The sequence below is a fragment of the Pseudomonas sp. PVC-5-1 genome (assembly GCF_057444345.1).
Genome location: NZ_CM172024.1, coordinates 2430241 through 2453997, shown reverse-complemented (window position 1 = coordinate 2453997; position 23757 = coordinate 2430241). Strand labels below are relative to the sequence as shown.

Below are 23757 nucleotides of genomic sequence, written 5' to 3'. Positions count from 1 at the left end.
GGCTAGGGCTCCAAGGTTTCGGCCGCTTGAGGGTGAACCGCAAGGACGCTGCACGGCGGGCGGCTGACGATGCGTTCAGTGGTGTCGCCGAGCAGTTTGTCCAGGCCCTTTGGCTGCACGACGCCCATGACCACCGCGTCGATATCCAGCGCAGCGACTTGCTCGCGAATCACCTGAACCGGGCCACCTTCCATGAAGTGGCGGCAATCGGCCGGGACCCCCTCGGCGTCCGCCAAGGTGTCGAACGGCTCCTTCAAGGCATTGCGCATCTCATCGATCCACGCCTGGGTAACGTTCATGTCCGAGGCGAACACGCCCGCCAGGTTGTAGGCCGAGAGCAGGTGCAGCTGTGCATCGCATTGCAGTGCCAGCGCCTGCGCTGCACGAATCAGCCTGCGGTTGAAGGACGCCTGGTCCTCGGGGGTTTCGCTGAAGGAGGTGTCCACGGCGACCAGCACGCGCCGGGGCAGCGACACCGCCGCCTCCGGTACGAAGTGCGTGATGCCCCTCAAGCCCCGCATCAACGCGCAATCCAGGGGCGTGCTGAACAGGCGCACCATGGTTGGCGTCACTTCGCTGTCCTTGATGACCATATCGGGGTGCAGTTCGCTGATGTAGTCGATGGCCTGGCTGCGGATGTCATCTGCCTGCAAGGCGTCGACCGTCAAAGCGATGCCGCTGCCACGGTGACGCTCGACCAACCCCGCCAGCCGCAAACGGTACTGGTCGAACTGACGCTGGATATCGGCCTCGTTCAATCGCTCTTCGCGCAGCAGGTGCTCCTGCGTCGGTTCGAACAAGCCCAGTACATGCACACTGGCACCACTGACATGCGCCAGCGCCAGGGCCCGGCGCAGCGCGGCCGAATGCGGATCGAGCTCGGTGAGCAGCACCAGCAGTTGTCGATATTGACCCATGGCGAACCTCCGGGCTTGCGCGGCTGGCGTGATGATGTAGGCGATTGTCCGAAAGCAGGCCTGTTCGCGCTTGATGCAGATCAGAAAACCACCATCCGAGCCGGAACTTGACGATTGTCAGAACCGGCGCCGCCCAGCACGGTACAACAGCTCTGGCAAGCATCGACCAGGTGACCGGGAGGCGACATGAACAGGCAGCAGACTGTAAAGCCAGACGCGTGCGAGCATTGGATCGAAAAGCTTTCTGATGGCTCTGCCGTACTGATCCGCCCCCTGCGCGAGGAAGACCGCGAAAGGGACCGCCGCTTTCTCAGCACGATCGCCTTCGAGGCCCGGCGTTTCCGCTTCATCGCCGGGCTCAGTGGCGGTGTGCCGAGCCTGGATGCGCAGCATATGCCGGTGGATCATCACCAGTGCGAAGCCTACGTTGCCCTGGTCCATGCAGATGGCCAGTTGCGCCAGATCGGGGTCAGCCGGTATGCCAGTGTTCCCGGCAGCCTCCAGTGCGAATGCGCGGTAGCCGTAAATGAAGAATGGCAACGCAAGGGGCTGGGCCGGCTGCTGATGCAGCACCTGATCGCGGCCGCGAAGCGCAATGGCTTCCACTGCATGATCTCCAGGGACCTGGCGAACAACTACGCCATGCACCGGCTGACCAAGACCCTGGGGTTCACCTCCCGCTACCTGGGTGGCGATGTCAGCGAAATCCTTCACGAGCTCGATCTTCACGCCTGAAAGCAAGGCCCTTTCGGGCCTTGTCTCTCAGCCTTGGGAATGCTCTGGTGATATCACCAGCACGCTGCTGGACAACCGATGCAATACCCGCTCCGCAGTGCTACCGATGAACCAGCCAATGCCGCGATGGTGGTAACTGCCCATGACCAGCACATCGATATCATTGTTGTCCATGAACAGCGCCAGCACCTTGGCCGGGTCTCCCAGCCGCAGGTGGCGGTGTTCGGCGGCGATACCGTTGCGTTCGGCCAGTGCCTGGAATGCCTCGCTTTGCGCCTCGTGCAGCGTCTGGGCGAGGTTGGAGTCGAACAGAAACGAATGCTCGCGGCTGCCGCCTGAGTCCAGGTACATGGACCCCAGGTCGTAGGCATATAGCAGTTCGATCTGGGCGTTGCACTGTAATGCCAGTTTCAGCGCTTCACTGATGATCTGGTCGTTGAACCCCTCAAACTGGTCCTCGGGGCGGGACAGGTCCACGGCAGCCAGAATCTTGCGCGGCAGCGCGTGGCTGGCCTGATGCACCAGGTGCAGGGGGATGCGGGTTTCCCGCAGCAACTGAATGTCGAGCGAGGTGAACATCGCCCGCGCCCACCAGGGCTCATGCTCGAAGGCCTTGATCAGCATGGCGAACGGCTGCTCGCGCAGGTGGACGAGGATCTCGTCCAGCGGATGCTGCACCCATACCACTTCGGTGGTGACCGTGACCCCGTTACGGCGCATCGAAAGCGCTTGGGTTTCAAGCCATCCACGGTGTTGCTGTACATAACCTTCACGCATCACAGCCAGTGCCTGGTCGTTGACCAGGCCCGCCGTGGCAAGGCCTTCGAGATAGTCGAAAGCAACGATATGCAGGGCCATGCCCTTGGCCTTGGCCAGCGCAGCCGCACGGTCGTAGACCGGGGTGCGCCGCATCAGCGGCGAGGCGATCAGCAGGAGTCTTTGCGGGTTGTCCATGGCGCACCTCAGCGGTTGGGAAGTGTTTCTGGATCATCCATCACCCGCACCTGGCAGATTTGATGTTTATCAACTGAACCACTGGGCGGACAAACGGCAACGCCCGCTGCGCGGAAATTTGATGCTGGTCAAAGATCCTGGCCGTTAACGGCGCAATCTGACCCTACACCAACAACAATCATCGAATGCCCCGGAGGCTTGCCATGGCGCTCATGAAAACCATCGAGTGTCGCCTATGGTCGTTCGCCAACCGGCGCGATAGTGCGATGAAAATGGCCATCACGCCCTGAACACCCCTGTTGCCGGCAGGGATGCCTTCGTTTTCGCATGGATTTGCAGTTGGTTTGCTCATGCATGCTTTTGGAGGCTTCCATGAACATCTACGTCGAAAATAGCCCTCAGCAGAACCGCTGGTGGGTCCGCATGGACGACTGCCGGGTGAGTTTCGTTACGTCCGCCGAAGCGCAAGCCTTTGTCGACCGGTTGAATGCGCGCCTCAACGCGCCCCACTCGCGGGACATGCTCGCCGACTGGTCACCACGCCCAGGTATGGGCAGCGTTGGCAAAACCAATGCAGGGATGGCAGCCCAGGCAGGTCTCCGATGCGCGAAGGAGGCCTGAAAATGACTGGCCTACTGAAAGTGACCTTGCTCGACCAACCTGCAGCGTCGAGCCCGGCAACACCGATTCACCTGAAACCGCTGACGACCCTGTGCACAGAGTGCCGTGTCAGCGGGCTGTGCCTGCCCACCGGTCTACCCGTGCATGACAACAGTTGCCTGGGCGCACTGATCGGCCCGCGCATGCGTATTCGCAAAGGCGCCGCGCTGTTCAACGCCAACGATCCGCTGACGACGCTTTATGCCGTGCGCTGTGGCAGCTTCAAGACCAGCCTGAACAGCGCCGAAGGCCAGGGAGTGGTGATCAATTTCTGGATGCCGGGCGATGTACTTGGGCTCGACGCCATCGCCACCGAACATCACGTATGCGATGCCATTGCCCTGGAAGACAGCGAGGTGTGCCCTGTCCCCTATCGCCGGCTGCAGGCATTGGCGCGTGACTTTCCCGTCCTGCAGCAAAGCCTGAACCGTTTGATGAGCCGAGAAATCGTGCGTGAGCATGAGCGGGTGCTGATGCTGTGCAACCTCACAGCCGAACAGCGCCTGGCAAGCTTCCTGGTTGGGTTGTCACAGCGCTTCGTCAGCCGCGGCTACTCTGCCCACGGCTTCATGCTGCGCATGTCCCGGGAAGACATGGCTTCGTACCTGGGCCTGCGCCTGGAAACCGTGTGTCGCTCAGTCGCCCGCATGCGCGCGCTGGGCATCGTCAGCATGCGTGGCAGGCTTGTCGAGATACTCGATCTGCCAGCCTTGATAGCCCTTGAGCAAGGCGGCGCGGAAGTCAGCCCCAAGGACACCCCGAAGGCGCCATGCTCGACGCGGTAAATGTCAGCCACGGTGCCGTCGCGCTGGGCATCGGCATGCTGGTGGGGCTTGAGCGCGAGCGCAAGAAAGGCCGCAATGAAGATCATGCCGCTGCTGGCCTTAGGACCTTCGCCATCACCGCCCTGCTGGGCTACGTCAGCATGTTGCTGGCCGGGCCGGTGCTGGTCGGGGTCGCCAGCCTGGGCCTGGTTCTGATGCTGTGCATGCATTACCGCAAACACGCCGACAAAGACCCCGAAGTCACCAGCGAAATCGCCCTGCTACTGGTGCTGACGCTGGGCGCACTGAGCCTTGACGAGCCAGAACTTGCCACGGCGGTCGGCGTGGTGCTGACCGTGCTGCTGGCACTGCGCCGCGAGCTGCACCATTTCGTGCTCCAGCAGCTGAGCGAGGAAGAGCTGCGCGATGGTTTGATGCTGCTGACGGTAGCGCTGGTGGTGCTACCGTTGACACCGGACAGGTTCATGGGGCCGTATGGCGCACTCAACCCTCGCACCATCTGTACGCTGGTCGTCCTGCTGATGACCGTCGGTGCACTGGGGCATATCGCCTTGCGTCTGGTGGGCCCACGCTACGGCTTGCCCCTGAGCGCGATCGCCTCAGGTTTCGCCTCCGGCACGGCAACCATTGCGCTGCTTGCCCATGAGGCACGTCGGCAAGTCACAGCCGTGAGGCCCTTGGCCGCCGCTGCCGTACTGTCGAACCTCGCCAGCATCGCGCAATTCGCCCTGGTGCTAGGCGTCGTCGACCGACACCTGTTGAAGCCTTTCGTGGCCTCGATCGGGCTCGGTACGGTGGGTACGGTGGTTTACGGCACTTTGTTGCTTGCCCCCTGGCGTAGCGACCAAGGCACTTCAACAGCGCATCAGGGCGATGGTGCCTTCGATCTCTTCACAGCCCTGATCATCACCGTCGCGCTGACCGGAATCGCCTTGTTCTGTGCATTTCTACTTCACCATCTGGGCCACAACGGGGTCAGTATCGCGGCTTTCATCAGCGGATTGGCCGATGCTCACGTAGCGACAGCGTCGGTCGCCTCCCTGGTCGTTGCCGGTAGACTCGGTGTAGATGGCCTGGTAGTACCCGGTTTACTGGCATTGACCGGCAATACCTTGACCAAATGTATTCTGTCCCTCGGTAGCGGCGGCTGCAGCTTCGGGAGATACCTTGTTCCCGGCCAACTGGTCATCCTCGGCGCAATGTGGCTGGGGCTTTTGATATGAGGTTGTATCGGCAACCTCTACCCCCTGGATGAGGACAAGCTTGAGGAACTGATGAGCTACAGGGACCATGACCACGATATATCCAATCAACCTTGCTCAAGAGTTGGTGCCGCGCCCATCTGTGCTGGTTCGACATGACGCCACTGGAGCACCGTCGGCAGCATGGCGACCCCGTGATCGCCGGTTATGACGCTATTCCCCCGGCTGGCCAACCTCAGGTTTCCGCGCAGGTGCCGTGAACCAGCGCTCGTGCGGCACCCACTTTTCCTGCGCGGGGTCGCCCAGGTAATGCGGCGACATGATCTGCACCCCGTACTCGTTGAACACATCCTGAATGTTGCCGTGCAACAGGCTCAGCAGTTCTGCCCGTGGCCGTGGCTCACTCGGCACCGCCTGCGCCACCAGGCGATACTCGGGGTAGAAATCCGAAAGCCCGGTCTGAAACACCTGCGGCCTGGGTTTTTCCAGTATGCCGTCGGTACGCATGGCCGCCTCCACCAGCATCGCTTCCACTTGGCGCCACGGCGTGTCGTAACCGATGGTGACCACAGTATCGACGATGTAGCCCTGCCCCTGTACAACACGTGAAAAATTGCGTGTCACCGAGCCGGTGATCATCGAGTTGGGCATGGTCAACACTTCGCCCAGTCCAGTGCGGATCGTGGTGTTGAACATGCCGACTTCGGTCACCGTGCCCTCGTGGTCACCTACCCGCACATACTCGCCAGCCTTCAAGGTGCGTGAATAGGTCAGGATCAGGCCCGCTGCCGCCTGCCCGACAATGCTGGAGGCGCCGAGAGAAATCATCAGCCCGAGCAGCACCGACAGCCCCTTGAAGGCGTCGGTGCCGGAACCCGGCAGGTACGGGTACGCCATCACCAGGGCGAACAGCCAGATGGCAAGCGAGGTCAGGCGTGTGGTTGGCTGCAGGGTTTCCTCGGTCAGCCACTTGAGGGTGCCCGGCCGGGCCATGCGCTCCAGCAGGCGCCGACTGAAGCCACTGATACCGCGGGCGATGAAAAAAATGATGATGGCCACGGCGATGCCGGGAATTGCCTGCAAAATGCCGTCGAGCAGATAACGTAACAGGTCGATCAAGTGGACGTTGAGGCTTTCCCCCCAAGGCCGGGTGTAGGGGAATTGCGACAGCACGAAGCTCAGCCACTGGTAGCTCAGCAACAGTACTACGCCCCAGTGCAGCAGCCGCAACAGGCGTTCGATCACGGTGTAGACCAGCTGCATGTCCAACAGCGGCATCTGCCCGAGCCGTATCTGCCGGGCGCGCTCGCGCATCAGCTGCGGCAACAGGCCTTGGAGCTTGCGCCGAGCCAGGTTGGTGCCCTTGATGAGCACCACGTAGATCAACGTGGCCAGCGCCGAGTAGCCTGCTGCCTTGAGCAGAAAGCGCAGGCTGCGGGCCTGACCGGTCTCGTCGACCACCAGGCGCAGCATAGCGGCTGCCTGCTCGGCGGCTTCGCGAGTGTCGCCACCGGCCAGGCCCAGGTCCTGCGGCGCAATGATGAAGGCACGCCGCCCTCCCAATAGCACCAGGTGGCTATTCAGGATGGGGTCGACGCTGACCTTCAGCTCATCAGTCCCGCGCAAGGCCTCGTCGATCACGGCTGTGGCCCGTTGCACCCGCGCCGCCGGCGTTTCCCCCAGCAAGGTGGCGTGGAAGATGAAGATGCTGCGATTGGCGATGGTCAGCTCGGCCGGTTCACCGGGCACGCCATCTGTGGCACTGCCTGCAACCTCGATACCGTGCCCGGCCATGGGCTGCAGGGTGAAAAGAATCAACAGCAGGCAACAAAGGCGCTTCATCATGAAATCCCCGGGCCCCTATGGCGAAAACCATGCAGGTAGTGATAGCACAGCGTTTACTGCCCAGGGCTGAGGAACCAGCGGAAATACGGGCGCGGCGGTTCAGGACATCATCCAGTGACACACGGATGCAGCGAAGCACCGTTTGGTACCACCGGACTTGTTGGTCTGAACTTTGCCGTCCGCCCTGGCTTCCCCTGCATATCCAACACGCAAAGATGCGCCTGCCGGGCAGGTGCCAACGAGCGCTTTGGTATCCGGAGCGTTGCTGGCCCGCGCGGCGTCAAGCGCACCGGGCCTGCTTCTGACTAGCACAGCAAAGGCTGGCATTTCCGAGGTCCAACTACAGGGGTTCGCAAAATGATCGATCAAGCGACAGGTATGAAACCAGGTGAACGCTATCGCGTGGAAGAGGCTGGCACGATGGAAGGGCTGAGGTTGACCCTGGTCGATGGCACCGCTCTTGAGCTTTCTCGGATCGAGGCCAGCGAAACGATCGCGCCACTTGACGACCACAAGAAATCTGGCACAGAACAGGAAGCGCCCCGCGGGGGCGCTCCGAGCAGAGGGCCACTGCGCGGCAAAGTCGTGGTGATCACTGGCGCTTCCGGCGGTATAGGCCGGGCCGCCGCGCACGCATTTGCCTGCAAGGGTGCTCGCCTGGTGCTCGCTGCGCGCGATGAAGAGGCGTTGTTCGACGTGCTGGATGAATGCACCGACTGCGGTACCGATGCCATAGCAATCACGACCGACGTCACCCGCAACGACCAGGTGCAAGCGCTGGCCGCACAGGCAGCAGAATTCGGCCACGGGCGAATCGATATCTGGATCAACAACGCCGGCGTTGGGGCGGTCGGCAATTTCGAGGAAACACCGCTGGAGGCCCACGAGCAGGTCATTCAGACCGACCTGATGGGTTACCTGCGCGGTGCGTTCGTAGCCCTCCCCCTCTTCAAAGCCCAGGGCAGCGGCATCCTGATCAATACGCTGTCACTGGGCAGCTGGGTGGCCCAACAGCCGCGTACTCCGCGAGCAAGTTCGGCTTGCGTGGCCTGACCGAGGCGCTGCGGGGGGAATTGACGGAGTTTCCCGATATCCACGTGTGCGATATCTATCCAGCCGTCATGGACACACCGGGCTTTCGAGACGGCGGCAACTACACAGGCCATGCGCTGACGCCTCCGGGCCCTGTATATGATCCCGAACTTGTGGCGAAGGCCATGGTGGCCTGCGCAATCTCACCACGCGCTCACACCACGGTCGGTGCCACGGCCCGCCTGGCGCATCTGGCCAGCTACCTGGTACCGGGCCTGCCTCTGTTATCGGGGTGGCTGACGCGTCGGGGGATAAACCGCAGCCCGAAAGCCGAAACATCATCAGGCAACCTCTTTGAGCCGCCGAGTGGCAGGAGGAGTATCGACGGGGGTTGGAGGAAGTCAAAAGACAAGACACCTCTATTGATCGGCGCAGCGGCGCTTGGAATGATCGTGGGCTTTGCAATCACCCACTCACGACGCAGGAGCTGAACAACCGTGCCGTCAAAGTCGATGCAAGCCAGATCCTTCCCAAAGGTTGGCGAACAAAGCTCTGCTGCACCACAGGCGCCCGCACGGGTTCTTTCGCGCAACCCGTCGGGCCGAGCAAAATGCAGTAGAGCAAACGCCCCTCTGCCTGACGTCCGAGTTGAACACAGACTTTCCTGTGTGACGACATGAGGTGAAAGATCATGGCTGACAACCAAACCAATCGTGGCCGCCAAGGTGGTACCGCCCAGAACAATCCAGGCAATTTTGCCAACGACAGTGAACGCGCCTCCGAGACAGGACGCAAAGGCGGACAGCACAGCCACGGCGGCGGTCGTGGTAGCGAAAATCGCTAACTTGAAATGAGCTCGGCCAGGGTGCACGGCACCCTGGCCTTTTTTCTGAATATTGGTCGTTCACAATCAAGGGGGCATTTGCCCCCCGATTGCACAGGTCTTGCGCCTCAGGAGCCGAAGCCATGAGTGGCGCTTGCATCGCTCATAACAGCTCGGGGAATGCAGCGCCAAGCAGGCCCGGATCCTTCAGGATCGATGCGCTGCTGGCGATATCCGGGGCCAGCCAACGGTCCTGGGCATACGCCGGGACCCGTTCGCGCAACAACCGCCAGGCAACGCTGGTACCCGCACCAAAGCGCTGCTCCTTGAGGAACTCGAATGCCTGGGCCGCCAACAGGTATTCGATGGCGAGGATCTGCGTGCAGTTCTCCAGGGCGCGGTGCAGCTTCAACCCGGCATTGGTGCCCATGCTCAGATGGTCCTCCTGCAGGCCGGAGGTGACGTAGTTGTCGACGACTGCCGGTTGTGCCAGCTGACGGTTTTCTGCACACAGTGAGGCGGCCACGTACTGGACAATCATCATCCCCGAATTCACTCCTGGCTGGCTGACCAGGAAAGCCGGCAAGCCGCTGACCAACGGGTTGATCAGGCGATCGAGACGACGCTCGGCAATCGCCCCGATCTCGGCCACCGCGATGGCCAGCAAGTCAGCCGCCATGGCCACCGACTGGCCGTGCGGATTCGCCTGGGAAACCACCCGATACGACTCGGGCGTACCCAGCAGCATCGGGTTGTCGGTGGTGGAGTTGAGTTCGGTTTCGATCTGCCGCGCAGCGTGGTCTAGCTGATCGCGCGCGGCGCCATGAACCTGCGGAATCGAGCGAATGCTCAAGGCGTCCTGGGTGCGAATGCCTTGGCTGCTGGCAATGATTTCGCTGCCGTCGAGCAGGCGCCGCAGGTTACTGCCCACGCGCTGCATGCCGGGGTGCGGTTTCATCGCGATGATTTCAGGGTCGAAGGCATCGAGCTGGCCGCGCAGGGCCTCGAAGCTCATGGCACTGATGACATCCGCCCATTGGCTCAACCGCGTGGCATCGTCCAGGGACAGGCAGCTAAGGCCGGTCATGCAAGGGGTACCGTTGACCAGGCACAGGCCATCCTTGGCACCCAGTTTGACCGGCGCTAGACCGACCTCGGCCAAGGCCTGCTGCGCCGGCATGATCTGGCCGCGATAGCTGACCTGGCCGACGCCCAGCAAGCTGATGCTGATATGCGCCATGTGGGTCAGGTACCCCACCGACCCCTGCTTCGGCACCTGCGGCGTGATGTGCTGGTTGAGCAGGGTCAGCAGCGCCTCGACCACCTTGCGCTGCAGGCCGGAACGGCCCTGGCAGAAATTGATGATCGCCGCGCACATGATCGCCCGGGTCTGTTCGTCCGACAGCGCCGTACCCACGCCACAGGCATGGCTGAGCAAGGTGTTGTGCGACAGCTGGCTGAGTTGTTCGTCCTGCAACGAGACATTGCACAAGGCGCCAAGCCCGGTGTTGACGCCATAGGCGCGGTCACCGCTGGAAACGATGCGCTGGACAATCGCCTGGGCGTTCTCGATCCGCGCCCAGGCCGATGGGGCCAGCTCAAGCTTCGCGCCATGCCGGGCCACTGCCACCACGTCCTGCCAACGCACTGGCGCGTCGGCGATGATGATTCTTTCGGCAAACGACATACACCCGGTTCCTTAAAGCGAAGCTACGCGACGCTGCACGAAACGATCTACATATTCGTCCGCAGGTTGGTAGAGGATTTCTTTCGGCGTACCGACCTGGACCAGGCGACCGTCCTTGAGAATGGCAATCCGGTTACCGATACGCACCGCTTCGTCCAGGTCGTGCGTGATGAACACGATGGTCTTGTGCAGGGTCTTCTGCAGCTCCAGCAACTGGTCCTGCATTTCGGCGCGAATCAGTGGGTCGAGCGCACTGAAGGCTTCGTCCATCAGGATGATGTCAGTGTCGGCTGCCAGAGCGCGGGCCAGGCCGACGCGCTGACGCATGCCGCCCGACAACTGGTGCGGGTACGACTTTTCGTAACCCTTGAGGCCCACGGTGTTGATCCAGTGCAGGGCACGCTCTGCGCACCTGGCCTTGCTCTCGCCACGGACTTTCAGGCCGTAAGCGACGTTGTCCAGCACGCTGCGGTGCGGCAACAGGCCGAAGCTCTGGAATACCATGCTGATCTTGTGCCGGCGGAATTCGCGCAGGGCGTCCATGTCGTACTGCAGAATGTCTTCGCCATCGACCAGGATCTGGCCGCTGGTCGGGTCGATCAGGCGGTTGAAGTGGCGCACCAGGGTCGACTTGCCCGAGCCCGACAGCCCCATGATCACGAAGATCTCGCCGCTGCCGATGGACAACGAGAGATCGTTGACCCCAACCACGCAGCCGGTTTCGGCCAGGACCTGATCCTTGGCTTTTTGCTGGCGGATCAGTTTCAGGGCATCTTCGGCGCGAGCACCGAATATCTTGAAGACATTCTTGACTTCGATCTTGTTCATTGTCTGTTTGGCGCTCATTTGCCCACCCCATGCCGTGGTCGGCCATAGGCCTGGGTAATGCGGTCGATCACGACCGCCAGAATCACGATGGCCAGGCCCGCTTCGAGGCCGCGGCCCACATTCAGGGTCTGGATGCCGACCAGGACGTCTTCACCCAGGCCGCGGGCACCGATCATCGAGGCGATGACCACCATCGACAGGGCCATCATGGTGGTCTGGTTGATACCGGCCATGATGCTCGGCAACGCCAGTGGCAGCTGCACGCCGAACAGTTGTTGCATGCGATTGGCACCGAAAGCGTTGATCGCCTCCATGACCTCGCCATCCACCTGGCGAATGCCCAGGTCGGTCAGGCGAATCAGCGGCGGCGCGGCATAGATGACGGTGGCAAAGATCGCCGGCACCTTGCCCAGGCCGAACAGCATCAGCACCGGTATCAGGTACACGAAGCTGGGCATGGTCTGCATGATGTCGAGCAGCGGCATCAACACCGCCCGAAGGCGATCGTTGCGCGCCGACAGCACACCCAGCGGAATGCCGACCAGGACCGATATCAGCGTTGCGACCAGCATCAGCGCCAGGGTCTGCATCAGCTTGTCCCAGAGGCCGACCGCGCCGACCAAAAAGAGCAAGCCGACGATCACGGCAGTGGTCACGACTTTGCGGGTGGCGTGCCAGGCGATACCAGCAACAATGGCCAGCATCAGCCACCAGGGTACTGCGCGCAGCAGGCCTTCGAGGTTGACGATGGCCCACAGCAGTGTGTCGGAGATGTGCCGGAACACGTCACCGTAGTTGGTTACAAGCGCATCGACCCAGCCATTGACCCAGTCGGCAATGGAAAACGTGAAGTTCTTGGGAAACATGGAATTCTCTCGAGCAAGTGCATGAAACGGACTGTCGCGTGCCTTGTCCGGCAGGAGCCGGACGAACCCACACGCTCAGAGTGCCGCGTCCACCTTTTTGGCTGCGTCTTCGCTGACCCAGCTGTGCCAGACCTCGGGGTGCTCCTTGAGGAACAACTTGGCCAGTTCCGGCGACTCGATGCGATCTTTGCTCATGCGCGCCAGGTTCTGGTTCAGCAGGTCGATCGGCAGATTGACCTTTTCCAGCACCGCCACCAGTTCCGGCGCCTGCTCGTGGAAGGCCTTCGACAGGCCCACTTTGATGGTCAGGGATTTATCCACGCCTGGCTTCTCGTCCAGCTTGACCAGGTCGACCAGGCCCATCAGCGGCGTCGGCGACCAGTAGTAGAACAGGATCGGCTCGCCACGCTTGTAGCTCGACAGCACGGCGGCATCCAGTGCCGGGCCGGTGCCCGGGCGGAAGTTGGTGTAGCTGCTTTCCAGGCCGTAGTGCTTGAGCATCTCGCTGTTGTCCAGCTCGCAGGTCCAGCCGGCCGGGCAATTGTAGAAGCGCCCCTTGTCCGGCTCTTCCGGGTCCTTGAATACCTGGGCGTATTGCCCAAGATCGGCGATGGTCTTGAGGTTCGGTGCCTTGGCTTCGAGTTTGCGCTTGGGGTCGCCTTCGATCACGTAACGCGGCACATACCAGCCTTCGACTGCGCCAACGACCGGCGCGCCGACGCCAACGACCTTGCCGGCGGCCGCCGCCTTGTTCCAGACCTCGCTGCGCCCTACCCACTCTTCGGCAAACACCTGAATGTCGTTGCTGCTCAGGGCGTTTTCCATGGAGATGGAGTTACCCGGCAGGCTGTCGGTTTCACAGCCATAACCATTTTTCAGCACGAACTGCATCACGTCGGTGAGCAGCATCCCGCTTTCCCAGTTCAATCCGGCGAATTTCACCGGTTTGCCAGACTCGCACCAGCCGGCCGCCTGGCTGGCACCAGCGGCCGCCAGCAGCCCGAAAGATAGTGTGGTGGTCAGCAGAGCCTTTGTAATTTTCATTGTGACGCTCCCAAACAAGAACATGGATTGCAGTAGTCGAGGGCATCCGGCCCAAAGAGGGTCGCCAAACTGGCTGATCAGCCTTGCAATCGGCATCGGCGTGGCACCTGTGATCGGTTGCCACTACACAGAGGAAATATTTCACAACCTCAAAAAAGGATAAAATAATATGTCCTGATGTATCACAACGGAAAAACCTATGAAGTTCACACTGCGACAACTGCGCTACGCGCTCGCAGCGGCCAAGCACGGGAACCTCACGACTGCCGCCATGGAGCTTCATGTTTCGCAGCCCTCCATTTCGGCGGCCATCAGCGAATTGGAAGAGGTGCTGGGCCAATCGATTTTCGTGCGCCAACGTGGCCTCGGCATATCGCTGACCCCGTTCGGGCGTACCGTCATGGTCCAGGCCCGCCGCGTTCTGAGCGAGGCTCGGACCTTTGCCGAGATCAATGCCAATGCAGGAGAGTGTGTCGGAGAGTTGGTGGTCGGATGTTTTGAAGACCTGGCGCCCTATTGCCTGCCACAGATCGTGCGACGGATGCAGGAGTCCTGCCCGAGGGTCACGGTCGATATGCGCGAAGGCAGCTTCGATTATGTTGGCAAGCGGCTGAGTGAGGGTGCGATAGAGCTGGCGATCACCTACGATCTGGGTCTGCCGCCGAACACTCAATGCACCCAGTTGTGCCAGCTGACCGCTCAGGTACTGCTGGCTGCCGATCACCCGTTGGCCAAGGAATCGCGCGTCAGCCTCAAAGCGCTATCCGAATACACACTGGTAGTCACCGATCAGGTCCACAGCTGGCAGCATGTGCTGGACCTGTTCAGCTTCTACGATCTTTCGCCCGCCGCTGTGCACCGTGTGCGCACCTTCGAGATGCAGCGTAGCCTGGTCGCCAACGGGTTTGGCGTGGCGCTGATCTACACCCGGCCATTTGGTGACCGCAGCTATGATGGCCAAGCGCTGGTGTGTCGGCCGACCGAGGAAAAATTGCCAACGCACAGCATCGTGCTGGCGCATGATCAGCGCTATCCGCTGACGCCTTCGGCTGAGGCGTTCAAGGAGCTGGCAGTAGCATGGTTCGCGGAACGGCCGTCGTTTGCATCCGAATGAAACTGCCCTCCTCTGCGAGGCGTCATTGCGCTAACGATACCTGGTCTTTCATCATCCCCATCAGTACCTCGTTTTCCAGCGGTTTGCTGAGCAGAAAGCCTTGTACTTCATGGCATTGGTCATCGCTGAGCAAGGCCAGTTGCTCGGCGGTCTCGACACCTTCGGCAGTCACCGTCATGCCCATTGCATTGCCGAGGTTGATGATGGCCTGGACCACGCTACGGTCGCTGCCACTCTTGCCCAGGTGCTGCACGAAGCGCTTGTCGATCTTGATGCTGTCGAACGGGTAGGTACGCAGGTAACCCAACGAGGAGTAACCGGTCCCGAAGTCGTCCATGTTCAGGCGCACGCCCAGCTCCTTCAGTGCAAGCATGGTGTGCAGTGCGCCTTCGACATCGTTGAGCATGACGTTCTCGGTAATTTCCAGCTCCAGGCGGTGGGCTGGCAGCCCGGTGGCGCGCAACGCGTTGCCGACGTCGCGGACCACATCGCTGCGGCTGAACTGGGCCGGCGACATGTTGACCGAGACCATCACCGCCTGCGGCCAGCCCCGCGCCTTGGTACAGGCTTCCTGCAGCACCCAGTTGCCAAGCAGCACGATCAGGTCGGACTCTTCGGCAAGCGGGATGAAACGATCCGGGCGGAGCAAGCCCAGGCGCGGGTGTTGCCAGCGCACCAGGGCCTCGGCCGATGCGATCGAGACCCCATCGACCTTGAAGCGCGGCTGAAAATGCAGCACCAGCTCGCCACGCGGTATGCCCTCGCGCAGCTCGCTTTCCAGCACACGCTTCTCCATCAATGCTGCATTCATCTGTGCCGAAAAGAATCGCCAGGTGTTCTTGCCCGCCTGCTTGGCGCTGTAAAGGGCCACGTCGGCGTGCCGGATCAGGTCGCTCGGCGTACCAGGGTACTCGGCCGACAGCACTACACCCAGGCTTACCCCCACTTGCACGACATGCCCTTCGACCTGAATGGGGCGTTTGATCGCCTCGATCACGCGCATGCAGAATCGGTCCATGTCCTGGTGATCGCCTGGCCGGGTCAGTACGACGATGAACTCATCGCCTCCCAGACGGGCGACCAGATCACTGTCGCGGGTAACTTGACCGAGGCGGCTCGCTACCTCGAGCAGCACCGCGTCGCCGGCCGGATGCCCAAGGCTGTCGTTGATTGGCTTGAAGTTGTCCAGATCGAGCATCAACAGCGCCACCTTGGGTAGCTCAGCGCCAGGGGCTGATTGTTCGAGGAAACGGAACAGCTTGTTGCGATTCGGCAGGCCGGTCAGGGCGTCGTGCAAGGAGAGGTGCTGAATCTGGGCATGGGCGGCGACTTCGTCGGTGATGTCGCTGCACGTGCCACGAAAGCCGGTACACACGCCCTCGGCCACGATCGCGCGCGAAGCGATCCTGCAGATACGCTGCTGGCCTAGATGGTCCTGGTACTGGCAGCGCACCGTGCCGGAAGAGCCTGTCGCGGCCAGGCTGTGCAGCGAGGTCCGGAGGTTGCTGGTATCACACGATAGCAACTCGGTAATCGGGCGCTGTCGCCACGCTTCGACGGGGTGCCCGGTGAGTTCGGTGAACCGGTCCGAAAGGTAGGTCAGGCGAAGGAGCACATCCGTTTCCCAGATCCAGTCCGAGGCAGCTTCGGCCACTGCCTTGAAGCGCTCTTCACTTGATTGCAGGGCAACCCTGGAAGTCACCAGAGCACGGTGGCTGCGATCGATCCTGGTGCTGGCGCGGATCGCATAGCGTGCAAACAATGCCATGCTCAGCGCGATGAACAGAACGGCGATAGCCAAGGGCGCGATTACCGTGTGGATCAGTTCGGTGCCTGGCTGCGGTATATCCCATGTCAAGGTGTGGCCGCTGCCTTCGAGTGGCAAGGCACCGCGCCCTTGGCGCTGATCGGCCGAATCGCCCACGGCCAGGCCGGACAGCCCCGCCGCCTGGCCCAGCGGCAAGAGCACCTGTGGCGATAGAACCCGAATGAACACCAACACCGCAGTTGGTCCCGGCGGGCGGGCCGGCTGGGTCTGCGGGCGGATCAGTGCAGCGACGTACACCGCCGGCTGGCCACGAAACACCAGATAGCCTGAAGACGCCTGATCGTGCTGCGCTGCTTGCCGAGCCTCCTGCAGGATCTTGCCGGCACTGACGGTATGCTGCTCCAGGCCCTGCTGGCTGAGCCTACCGTCCAGTATTGCGTACCGCGTACCGTCGTCATCGAGCACATATACGCCTTCGTACCCATCGGAGGTATAGAGCGTGGCGCCGACATTGTCCTCGTCGTATGCCCAATGTGCATCGACCTGCCCGCCCAAGTGATCATAGGCGGCCTGCCAGTTGGCATGGGTCAGCAGGAACGTCTTGTCGTTCTTCTGCAGCTGGGCCATGGCGGATTCAGCATAGAAGCGGCTCTGCTCCACTTCTCGGGCGTCCAGCGCCCCGGCGAGGCGGTAGAGGGAGAACAGCCCCAGCAACAAGGCCAACAGCAGAATCAGGGAAAACGCCACGATCAGTTGCCCGACCACATCACTGCGGGTCGACATTTCATTGTCAGCAAAGACGTCCATTGGTTCACCATCGCGGCCTAGGGTCTCCCGGTTGACCGGGCGGCAGGCTTGGAGGTCGATGGAGCTGACGATCGGTGGTTGGCAAAAGGCAACCTAAAGCCTGATCCGGGGCTATGGTCAGTACAGCGCGGGGGCCTGCCAGCGGTGAACGACCGCCAGGTTGGATAACGGTTCTGGTGCGTACCGCGGATAACGACCCATAGTTGTCGCTTTGCCCAACGGCGATCATTGTGGGAGCGGGCATGCCCGCGAACACCGGCAAAGCCGGTGCCATCCACCGCGTCGTCTGCTTCGCGGGCGCGCCCGCTCCCACAGGTACTGCGCGGGCTTCGAGTTGGCGCTGTACCTGTGGGAGCGGGTTCACTCGCGAAGGGGCCTCGAGGTCAATCACGGCTGCCGCTTGAGTCCAACAAAGCCCAAACGCTCGTCAGACACCCGGCACCGTCTTCCGCCCAACCAGTTGCTGTCTCTCCACCCCATCCAGCAACGCCTCCACCACCGCCTTGGCCGAATCCAGCCCATGGTCATTGCTCAACAACAGATCACGACAGGTTCCCTTGGCCAGCTCCAGTGCCTTGAGATTGGTCGCAAAAGCGCCTTTGAGCAGCGTGGCCAGATGCACCAGCGCATCTTCGTAGTCCACCCCAGAACGCACGGCAAACAATGGCGGATGGCTGCATTCGCACGTGGAGAAACTGGAGGACGCCGTGGTGGCGCGTACGGGAGGATCGGGTAAGCCTTTTGTCATTGTGTCGCTCCTTGATTCACTGGAGCCGCCACACAACGTGACCAAACGAATGGGTGGCGACTGTACGCGGGTTGGTCAACCGGGAATCAAGGAAACCGGCGCGCACGGAGGCGCCCCACGCACAGCCGCCATAAAACGAAACAGCGGGCACAAAAAAGCGCCAACTGTATCGCAGAGCGGGCGCTTGTGCGCCTTGATGATTGCGGGTGACCAAACCCGGCCGCTGGACTTACAGCAGCGGGCAAAGACTACCGGTGTCAGGGAAGCGTTTCAAGCGAAGGGAATGTGCAGTAACACTTCCGTTGGCGCCTCTCACTCATCCCGGCCGGCGAGTCAGCAGTGATCACCATGTTGTGTCGCCTGCACCGGCCTCTTCGCGGGTAAACCCGCTCCCACAGGAGCGGCGTCGCGCTTACGAAACCAGTTATCCTTTAGCGTCCGCTTTGGGCCAAAAGCGATCGACCGCGAATGGCGGCTAACGACCCACGGCGGACACTGATCCAAAGCTCTGTAGTCAGTACCGGCCTCATCGCCGGCAAGCCGGCTCCCACAGGAATATCACCAACTTTCAGGCATGCGCTGTACCTGTGGGAGCCGCGCTTGCCGGCGATGGGCCGCGAAGCGGCCCCGGTTACAGGTGTCCGCAATGGATCGTTAGCAGCCATTCGCGACTGAGCGTCAACGACCCAAAGCGGACGCTTTATTCGGTCTTTTCTGCAGTATCCAGCCATCAAACTGCACCGGACATCAAAGCCGGACGGATGACTTATCGGGTATCGCTCGCTACCCTGAAATCCCGTCGCCTGACGGTTCCCGGGTCAAATCCCGTTTCACCCAGACGAGCATGTCATGAAATCCCCCACAGGTTTGCTGCTGTCGGCTATCGAACTGGACCGTGCCAGTGCCATACCCCTGTACCGCCAGCTGTATCTGCAGATTCGCAAACAGATACTCAACGGCAGAATTCAGGGGGGCGTGCGCCTGCCGTCGACGCGGACCTTGAGCATCGAGTTGGGGCTGTCGCGGATCACCATCCTCAATGCTTTCGATCAGTTGATTGCCGAAGGTTTCCTGGCCTCGCGCACGGGTGCAGGTACGTATGTCGGTACTGAGTGGGAAAACCGGAGTATCGAGGACGAGCAACCGCGCCAGCCACCGCGCCTGTCCGAACTGAGCCAGTCGATGCTGTCGCTGCGCAGCGATCATTTTCGCGGGGTGTCCTATGCCGACTGGGATCCGGCGACGCCGACCTCCTTCCTGCCCAGTCACAGCACCTATGAAGGATTTCCGCAAGCCATCTGGCGGCGCCTGATGAACCGTCATTTGCTAAAGCCAACCAAGGCGATCCTGGGTTATGGCGAGTTACAAGGCTTGCAGGCGTTTCGCACAGCGATTGCCGAGTATGTCTTCGATGCGCGAGGTATCGACTGCAATGCCGGGCAAGTGGTGATCGTTTCCGGCGCGCAGCAAGCATTCAACCTGCTGGGCATGCTGCTGCTCAATCCGCAGGACAGTGTCTGGATGGAAGACCCTGGGCACATCGCCGCGCGAATTGCGTTGCAAGCCCAGGGGGCCCGGATCATTCCGTTGCGTATTGATGAACAGGGGATCGATGCCCAGCAAGGCCTTGCCGAGTGCCCTGATGCGCGCCTGGTATTCTGTACGCCTTCGCGTCAGCATCCTTTGGGTGTCACCCTGAGTTATGTGCGGCGCCAGGCACTCATCGACTGGGCTGCGAAGCATCAGAGCTGGATCATCGAGGACGATTGCGACAGCGAGTTTCGCTACAGTGGTCGACTTCTTCCGGCACTGTATGCCATGGACCAGATGGCCCGAGTGATCTATGTCGGCACATTCAGCAAAGTGCTCTTCCCGTCACTGAGACTGGGCTACGTAATTCTGCCGCAGGCGCTGGTCGAGCCCTTCTGCACCCTGCGCGCGGTCATGGATCGCAGCCCGCCCACACTGCTTCAGGCCACAACGGCCGACTTCATGAGCGAAGGCCACTTCCTGGGGCACATCCGCCGCATGCGTGCACTGTACAAGGCGCGCCAGCAGGCGTTGATCGAACAACTTGAAAAGCAGATCGGCAGCTTTTTCAGGATCACTCCGACGGATGCCGGCATGCACCTGATCGCCTGGCTGCCCCCCGAACTCAGTGACACTGAAATCGCCCGGCAACTGGCCCGACACAACATCCACACCTACGCCTTGAGCGACTACCGCATCAAGCATGACCTGCCGCCTGCCCTGTTGATCGGCTTTGCCGGCACGCCTGAAAAGCAGGCCCGGGAGCGTGTCGAGGAGCTGGCCCAGGCTTTGCGCACGCTGGGTTATCTTCCGCCGACCACTTGATGCGTGGAAAGTGGCCTTATCAATTAATTGATAATGGATCTATCGAGAGTTCCTGGCTGGCGCGATAAAGGCTGCGCCGGTAGACCGGTGCCTGAACCAGGAACAACTCTAATGAACAACAAGATCCAGGAACGATTCAACGCCTTGCTGAGCCACAAGGTGGTCGAACACGTGGCTGCTCCAGTGCTGACAGAGGCACTGGCCCAGCGGCTGCTTGAGCGTCTCGGGCAATTGCGCCTGTTTGCCCACGCCTACCCGCTACTGACCAACCTCACCCACGGTCGTGTCACACCCGCGGACATGCTGGACTTCGCCTATCGCCACGAGCTGCAAGGCCTGAGCCTGCACTTGCTCGACGGCGAGGAAAACAGCCTGAGCCAGATGTCGCCAGAGCAGCTCCAGGTGTTTGCCAGCAAGGCCAAGGCGCTGGGGCTGGATGTGCACCTGGAAATCAGCAGCACGCTGAAAAAGGATGTCGACCAGGTGATCGCCATCGCCAACGCACTGGGCGTGCGCAACATCCGTGTCTACTCACGTTACGAGGGTCCGCTGTCGCGGGTCATGGACGTGATCGAGACCGACCTGCACTACCTCGCACAACAGGCCGATGCCAACGATCTGTACTTTGACTTCGAGCAGCATGAAGAACTCAAGAGCAGCGAAATTGCGCAGCTGCTCAACCGTGTCAACCACCCTCGCCTGCATGCCCTGTTCGACTTCGGCAACATGATCAATGCCTGCGAACAGCCCCTGCAGGCCCTGCACAACCTGGCGCCGCACATCCGCCAGGCTCACCTCAAGGGCGTACGCATCGTCCCCGAACAAAACGGCTTCGGCCATTACGGCGTGTTGCAAGGCAGCGACGAAGACGATCTGCCCAGCGCCCGCATGCTGTTCGAACTGTTGATGCTGGGCGAAGCAACCCCGCAAGTGATCGCGTTCATTCTCGAGCAGGAAAATCACTACGTGGCCCCGGCATTCCGGCAGAGCCTCGAAGCAGCCGATCCATTCATTGCTTACCGGGAGATGAGCGAAACGCCGCTCCCGAAAGGCTACTCGCTCGAGCGCATGCTGGCCGACGAACACCGCTGGGCGAACAATCAGGTGGCCTATGTCCGAGGTTTGCTGGGCGAACTGCGCACCTTGGCTGAACTGACCCTGGCCGCTCCTTCCAACGCCTGAACCTGACGACCCGATTACGCCCGGAGAACAATAATGACAACTCAAAACAAGGCCAAATGGCTCAGATTCCTGATTCTCATCCTTGGTGGCGGCACCATTTACAAGCTGGCGAACCTCAAGGACGCCTTCTATGTCCCCATGCAGGAATTCATGGGCCTGAGCCACACTGAAATCGGCATGCTGTTGAGTGCCAACGCAATCATCGCGACTGCACTGTTCGTGGTTGGTGGCCTGCTCGCCGATCGCTACGACACGCGCAAACTGATCCCCCTCGGCCTGATCGGGACCGGAAGCCTGGGGTTGTACCTGGCGACCTTCCCGCCCTTCAGCAGTTTGCTGATCGTGTTCAGTCTGTTGGCCGTCTGTGCCGACTGCCTGTTCTGGCCATCGCTGCTCAAGGCCATCCGCAATCTGGGTGACGATCAGGAGCAAGGCCGGTTGTTCGGCCTGCTGGAAGGCGGGCGTGGCGTGGTTGATACGCTGGTGGCCTTTTCCGCACTGGGCGTGTTCGTCGCCATGGGCTCGGGGGAAGCCGGCCTGAAATCGGCGATCCTGTTCTACTCGGTCATCGACATTCTGGCTGGCACCCTGACCTGGGTCCTGCTCAAGGGCGGTAACGCGCAATCAGCCACCAAGCCGAAAAACGGTCTGGCAAACCTGATGGAGGCTATCAAGGTACCCGGTATCTGGTTGGTCAGCCTCAATGTGTTCATGGTCTACATCGTCTACTGCGGCCTGACCTATTTCATCCCCTACCTCAAGGAAATGTACGGGTTGCCAGTAGCGTTGGTAGGTGCCTACGGCATCATCAATCAATACTTCCTGAAAATCCTCGGCGGGCCTGCCGGCGGTTTCATTGCCGACAAGCAGTTCAAGAGCACCAGCCGTTACCTGAAGTGGGCATTTCTGGCGCTATTGCCGCTGATGGCCGTGATCATGCTGATTCCTAAAAGCCCGGGCTTCATCTATGCGGGGATGGCGGCCACCCTATCCTTCGCGCTGATTGTTTTCTCGATGCGCGGCGTGTTCTGGGCACCCATGGGCGAAGTCGGCATTCCCCAGCACATCACCGGCTCGGCCTTCGGCATCGGTTGCCTGATCGGCTATGCCCCCGGCATGTTTGCCTACGTCATCTATGGCGCGATCCTCGACCACTTCCCTGGTCAACAGGGCTACAACTATGTGTTCATTCTGATGAGCATGCTGGCCATTGCAGGCTTCATGGTGTCCAGCCTTCTCTATCAAGCGGTACGCAAAAAATCCGTGCTCTCTGGCGGGGCCGACGCGGTACAAGCCTGATCGTCGCCATGGGCTTCAGGAGGAGGGTTCGTCCATCATGCCGAGCCCTCCTCCGCCCACAACGCCGGTGTTCGCGGCTAAAACCCCACAGGTACAGCGTTGCTCTCGAGGTTGTGGCTGTACCTGTAGGAGCGGCCTTGTGTCGCGAAAGGGCCGCATCGCGGCCCCAGGATTGATGCGCAACAGTTGAAATTGCCGGGGCCGCTGCGCGCCCCATCGCGACACAAGGCCGCTCCTACATGGGCCCTGCTGATTCAATGAGTTATGTGCAGTTCCATGAGAGATGACAAAAGCTGAGTTGCTTGCCAAGGTCGATCGTTAGCCATTGGGTCTTGTTTCGTCTGGCGGGCCAGGCGTTGAACCAAGCCATTGCAAGCAGGCCTGAAGAGGCCATAGGCTGCCTTCTCATGAATCGGCCACTTACGTTGGATAAACGATGATCGAGCTACAAGGATGTGGAGCGTCTTCAGGCCTGGAGTGTCGGCCAGTCGGGCCCGCTGACGCAGCAATGATCTGCTCGCATCGCCAGGAGATGTTTCTTGAGGCAGGTGGCGACCCTGAAAAACTGCAACTCATGACTCAGCACTTTCGCCCATGGCTGGAAGAGCGGCTCGGTGACGGTCGGTATTACGGTTTCAAGCTCCTGGATGGCGACCAACCGCTTGCAGCCATTGGCCTGATGAGCATTGACTGGCCTCCCCATCCATCGCACCCAACCCTGGACAAACGTGGGTACGTGCTGAATGTGTTCGTCCAGCCGGCCTACCGCCGCCGCGGCCTGGCTTCGGCCTTGATGCAGGCTGCTGACGCCGAGTTCGCTCGCCGAGGTATCACCTTCGCTGTCCTGCATGCCACCGAGACGGGTAAACCGGTCTATGAGCAGACCGGCTGGACTGGAACGTCGGAAATGGCCAAATCCATTGAATGATAGTGACCGTTTTCGATCTGCAAGCGACGTCCAGAGCATTCTGCGTCGGTGACTGCGTCATAACCTGACACTCGGAACGAAACGCACTACTCCTTGCTTGCGCGGCCGGAGTGCCGCCTCGCCATGGACTCGCTCCAATTCGGAGCAAAAGCTGCAGCTCGGTGCATAGCGCGCCTTT

The 23757-nt window shown here is 61.1% G+C and carries 18 protein-coding genes and 2 pseudogenes; 11 read left to right on the top strand and 9 right to left on the bottom strand.

Going from position 1 to position 23757, the window contains the following annotated elements:
• Positions 1 to 2: 2 nt before the first annotated feature.
• Positions 3 to 917: a universal stress protein gene (locus AC2T3R_RS11150; RefSeq protein WP_486745100.1), complete on the bottom strand. Its 915-nt coding sequence runs from the start codon at positions 915 to 917 to the stop codon at positions 3 to 5.
• Between the two features lie 186 nt (positions 918 to 1103).
• Here AC2T3R_RS11150 and AC2T3R_RS11145 point away from each other — a divergent pair, with 186 nt between their 5' ends.
• Positions 1104 to 1652: a GNAT family N-acetyltransferase gene (locus AC2T3R_RS11145; protein WP_486745099.1), complete on the top strand. Its 549-nt coding sequence runs from the start codon at positions 1104 to 1106 to the stop codon at positions 1650 to 1652.
• 27 nt (positions 1653 to 1679) lie between these two features.
• Here AC2T3R_RS11145 and AC2T3R_RS11140 read toward each other — a convergent pair whose 3' ends face one another.
• On the bottom strand, positions 1680 to 2606 hold the full coding sequence (locus tag AC2T3R_RS11140) for a universal stress protein (RefSeq protein WP_039612897.1): 927 nt from the start codon (positions 2604 to 2606) through the stop codon (positions 1680 to 1682).
• Positions 2607 to 2978: 372 nt separating this feature from the next.
• Here AC2T3R_RS11140 and AC2T3R_RS11135 point away from each other — a divergent pair, with 372 nt between their 5' ends.
• Genes AC2T3R_RS11135 through AC2T3R_RS11125 form a run of 3 tightly spaced genes read left to right on the top strand, consistent with a single transcriptional unit; the run spans position 2979 to position 5274 of the window.
• Positions 2979 to 3227, top strand: coding sequence for a hypothetical protein (locus AC2T3R_RS11135; protein WP_031324572.1), 249 nt, complete (start codon positions 2979 to 2981; stop codon positions 3225 to 3227).
• 2 nt (positions 3228 to 3229) lie between these two features.
• Positions 3230 to 4051 carry a helix-turn-helix domain-containing protein gene (locus AC2T3R_RS11130; RefSeq protein WP_015270120.1) on the top strand — a complete coding sequence of 274 codons (822 nt, stop codon included), beginning with the start codon at positions 3230 to 3232 and terminating at the stop codon, positions 4049 to 4051.
• On the top strand, positions 4036 to 5274 hold the full coding sequence (locus tag AC2T3R_RS11125; RefSeq protein ID WP_486745098.1) for an MgtC/SapB family protein: 1239 nt from the start codon (positions 4036 to 4038) through the stop codon (positions 5272 to 5274). Before AC2T3R_RS11130 ends, AC2T3R_RS11125 begins: the two co-directional genes overlap by 16 nt.
• 192 nt (positions 5275 to 5466) lie before the next feature.
• On the opposite strand, the gene AC2T3R_RS11120 is transcribed toward AC2T3R_RS11125, so the two are convergent.
• Positions 5467 to 7095 carry a mechanosensitive ion channel family protein gene (locus AC2T3R_RS11120; RefSeq protein WP_486745277.1) on the bottom strand — a complete coding sequence of 543 codons (1629 nt, stop codon included), beginning with the start codon at positions 7093 to 7095 and terminating at the stop codon, positions 5467 to 5469.
• Positions 7096 to 7455: 360 nt separating this feature from the next.
• On the opposite strand from AC2T3R_RS11120, the pseudogene AC2T3R_RS11115 reads away from it, so the two are divergent.
• Both AC2T3R_RS11115 and AC2T3R_RS11110 read left to right on the top strand, forming a co-directional pair.
• Positions 7456 to 8621, top strand: a pseudogene (locus tag AC2T3R_RS11115) (SDR family oxidoreductase).
• A 224-nt stretch (positions 8622 to 8845) separates the two neighbouring features.
• Positions 8846 to 8974 (top strand): annotated as a pseudogene (locus AC2T3R_RS11110) (con-10 family general stress protein); the annotation flags it as partial.
• A 142-nt stretch (positions 8975 to 9116) separates the two neighbouring features.
• Here the strand turns inward: AC2T3R_RS11110 and hutH are convergent.
• From hutH to AC2T3R_RS11090, 4 genes are all read right to left on the bottom strand, one after another.
• Positions 9117 to 10640, bottom strand: coding sequence for a histidine ammonia-lyase (gene hutH / locus AC2T3R_RS11105; protein WP_196184602.1), 1524 nt, complete (start codon positions 10638 to 10640; stop codon positions 9117 to 9119).
• Positions 10641 to 10652: 12 nt separating this feature from the next.
• A complete protein-coding gene (locus AC2T3R_RS11100; protein ID WP_023661493.1) occupies positions 10653 to 11486 on the bottom strand; it encodes a quaternary amine ABC transporter ATP-binding protein in 834 nt (277 codons plus the stop codon).
• Complete coding sequence (locus AC2T3R_RS11095; RefSeq protein ID WP_015270115.1) at positions 11483 to 12334, bottom strand: ABC transporter permease; 852 nt, start codon at positions 12332 to 12334, stop codon at positions 11483 to 11485. The genes AC2T3R_RS11100 and AC2T3R_RS11095 overlap by 4 nt, the downstream gene beginning before the upstream one ends.
• A gap of 75 nt (positions 12335 to 12409) precedes the next feature.
• The gene (locus AC2T3R_RS11090; protein WP_015270114.1) at positions 12410 to 13378 is read right to left on the bottom strand and encodes an ABC transporter substrate-binding protein; all 969 of its coding nucleotides are present in this window, start codon (positions 13376 to 13378) and stop codon (positions 12410 to 12412) included.
• A 199-nt stretch (positions 13379 to 13577) separates the two neighbouring features.
• On the opposite strand from AC2T3R_RS11090, the gene AC2T3R_RS11085 reads away from it, so the two are divergent.
• Positions 13578 to 14492, top strand: coding sequence for a LysR family transcriptional regulator (locus AC2T3R_RS11085; protein ID WP_015270113.1), 915 nt, complete (start codon positions 13578 to 13580; stop codon positions 14490 to 14492).
• Positions 14493 to 14514: 22 nt separating this feature from the next.
• On the opposite strand, the gene AC2T3R_RS11080 is transcribed toward AC2T3R_RS11085, so the two are convergent.
• Positions 14515 to 17067: a bifunctional diguanylate cyclase/phosphodiesterase gene (locus AC2T3R_RS11080; protein WP_486745097.1), complete on the bottom strand. Its 2553-nt coding sequence runs from the start codon at positions 17065 to 17067 to the stop codon at positions 14515 to 14517.
• Between the two features lie 427 nt (positions 17068 to 17494).
• The gene (locus AC2T3R_RS11075) at positions 17495 to 17731 is read right to left on the bottom strand and encodes a hypothetical protein (RefSeq protein WP_410952664.1); all 237 of its coding nucleotides are present in this window, start codon (positions 17729 to 17731) and stop codon (positions 17495 to 17497) included.
• Positions 17732 to 18664: 933 nt separating this feature from the next.
• Here AC2T3R_RS11075 and pdxR point away from each other — a divergent pair.
• From pdxR to AC2T3R_RS11055, 4 genes are all read left to right on the top strand, one after another.
• Complete coding sequence (gene pdxR / locus AC2T3R_RS11070) at positions 18665 to 20170, top strand: MocR-like pyridoxine biosynthesis transcription factor PdxR (RefSeq protein WP_486745096.1); 1506 nt, start codon at positions 18665 to 18667, stop codon at positions 20168 to 20170.
• A gap of 111 nt (positions 20171 to 20281) precedes the next feature.
• Positions 20282 to 21352 carry a sugar phosphate isomerase/epimerase family protein gene (locus AC2T3R_RS11065; protein WP_038409403.1) on the top strand — a complete coding sequence of 357 codons (1071 nt, stop codon included), beginning with the start codon at positions 20282 to 20284 and terminating at the stop codon, positions 21350 to 21352.
• Positions 21353 to 21385: 33 nt separating this feature from the next.
• Positions 21386 to 22651, top strand: coding sequence for an MFS transporter (locus AC2T3R_RS11060; RefSeq protein WP_039612867.1), 1266 nt, complete (start codon positions 21386 to 21388; stop codon positions 22649 to 22651).
• A 436-nt stretch (positions 22652 to 23087) separates the two neighbouring features.
• Positions 23088 to 23579: a GNAT family N-acetyltransferase gene (locus AC2T3R_RS11055; RefSeq protein ID WP_486745095.1), complete on the top strand. Its 492-nt coding sequence runs from the start codon at positions 23088 to 23090 to the stop codon at positions 23577 to 23579.
• Positions 23580 to 23757: the final 178 nt, after the last annotated feature.

Bases quoted from the DNA above. Each gene is read 5' to 3' on its own strand.
- AC2T3R_RS11150 (WP_486745100.1), bottom strand. From the start codon at position 917: ATGGGTCAATATCGACAACTGCTGGTGCTGCTCACCGAGCTCGATCCG.
- AC2T3R_RS11145 (WP_486745099.1), top strand. From the start codon at position 1,104: ATGAACAGGCAGCAGACTGTAAAGCCAGACGCGTGCGAGCATTGGATC.
- AC2T3R_RS11140 (WP_039612897.1), bottom strand. From the start codon at position 2,606: ATGGACAACCCGCAAAGACTCCTGCTGATCGCCTCGCCGCTGATGCGG.
- AC2T3R_RS11135 (WP_031324572.1), top strand. From the start codon at position 2,979: ATGAACATCTACGTCGAAAATAGCCCTCAGCAGAACCGCTGGTGGGTC.
- AC2T3R_RS11130 (WP_015270120.1), top strand. From the start codon at position 3,230: ATGACTGGCCTACTGAAAGTGACCTTGCTCGACCAACCTGCAGCGTCG.
- AC2T3R_RS11125 (WP_486745098.1), top strand. From the start codon at position 4,036: ATGCTCGACGCGGTAAATGTCAGCCACGGTGCCGTCGCGCTGGGCATC.
- AC2T3R_RS11120 (WP_486745277.1), bottom strand. From the start codon at position 7,095: ATGAAGCGCCTTTGTTGCCTGCTGTTGATTCTTTTCACCCTGCAGCCC.
- hutH (WP_196184602.1), bottom strand. From the start codon at position 10,640: ATGTCGTTTGCCGAAAGAATCATCATCGCCGACGCGCCAGTGCGTTGG.
- AC2T3R_RS11100 (WP_023661493.1), bottom strand. From the start codon at position 11,486: ATGAGCGCCAAACAGACAATGAACAAGATCGAAGTCAAGAATGTCTTC.
- AC2T3R_RS11095 (WP_015270115.1), bottom strand. From the start codon at position 12,334: ATGTTTCCCAAGAACTTCACGTTTTCCATTGCCGACTGGGTCAATGGC.
- AC2T3R_RS11090 (WP_015270114.1), bottom strand. From the start codon at position 13,378: ATGAAAATTACAAAGGCTCTGCTGACCACCACACTATCTTTCGGGCTG.
- AC2T3R_RS11085 (WP_015270113.1), top strand. From the start codon at position 13,578: ATGAAGTTCACACTGCGACAACTGCGCTACGCGCTCGCAGCGGCCAAG.
- AC2T3R_RS11080 (WP_486745097.1), bottom strand. From the start codon at position 17,067: ATGGACGTCTTTGCTGACAATGAAATGTCGACCCGCAGTGATGTGGTC.
- pdxR (WP_486745096.1), top strand. From the start codon at position 18,665: ATGAAATCCCCCACAGGTTTGCTGCTGTCGGCTATCGAACTGGACCGT.
- AC2T3R_RS11065 (WP_038409403.1), top strand. From the start codon at position 20,282: ATGAACAACAAGATCCAGGAACGATTCAACGCCTTGCTGAGCCACAAG.
- AC2T3R_RS11060 (WP_039612867.1), top strand. From the start codon at position 21,386: ATGACAACTCAAAACAAGGCCAAATGGCTCAGATTCCTGATTCTCATC.
- AC2T3R_RS11055 (WP_486745095.1), top strand. From the start codon at position 23,088: ATGATCGAGCTACAAGGATGTGGAGCGTCTTCAGGCCTGGAGTGTCGG.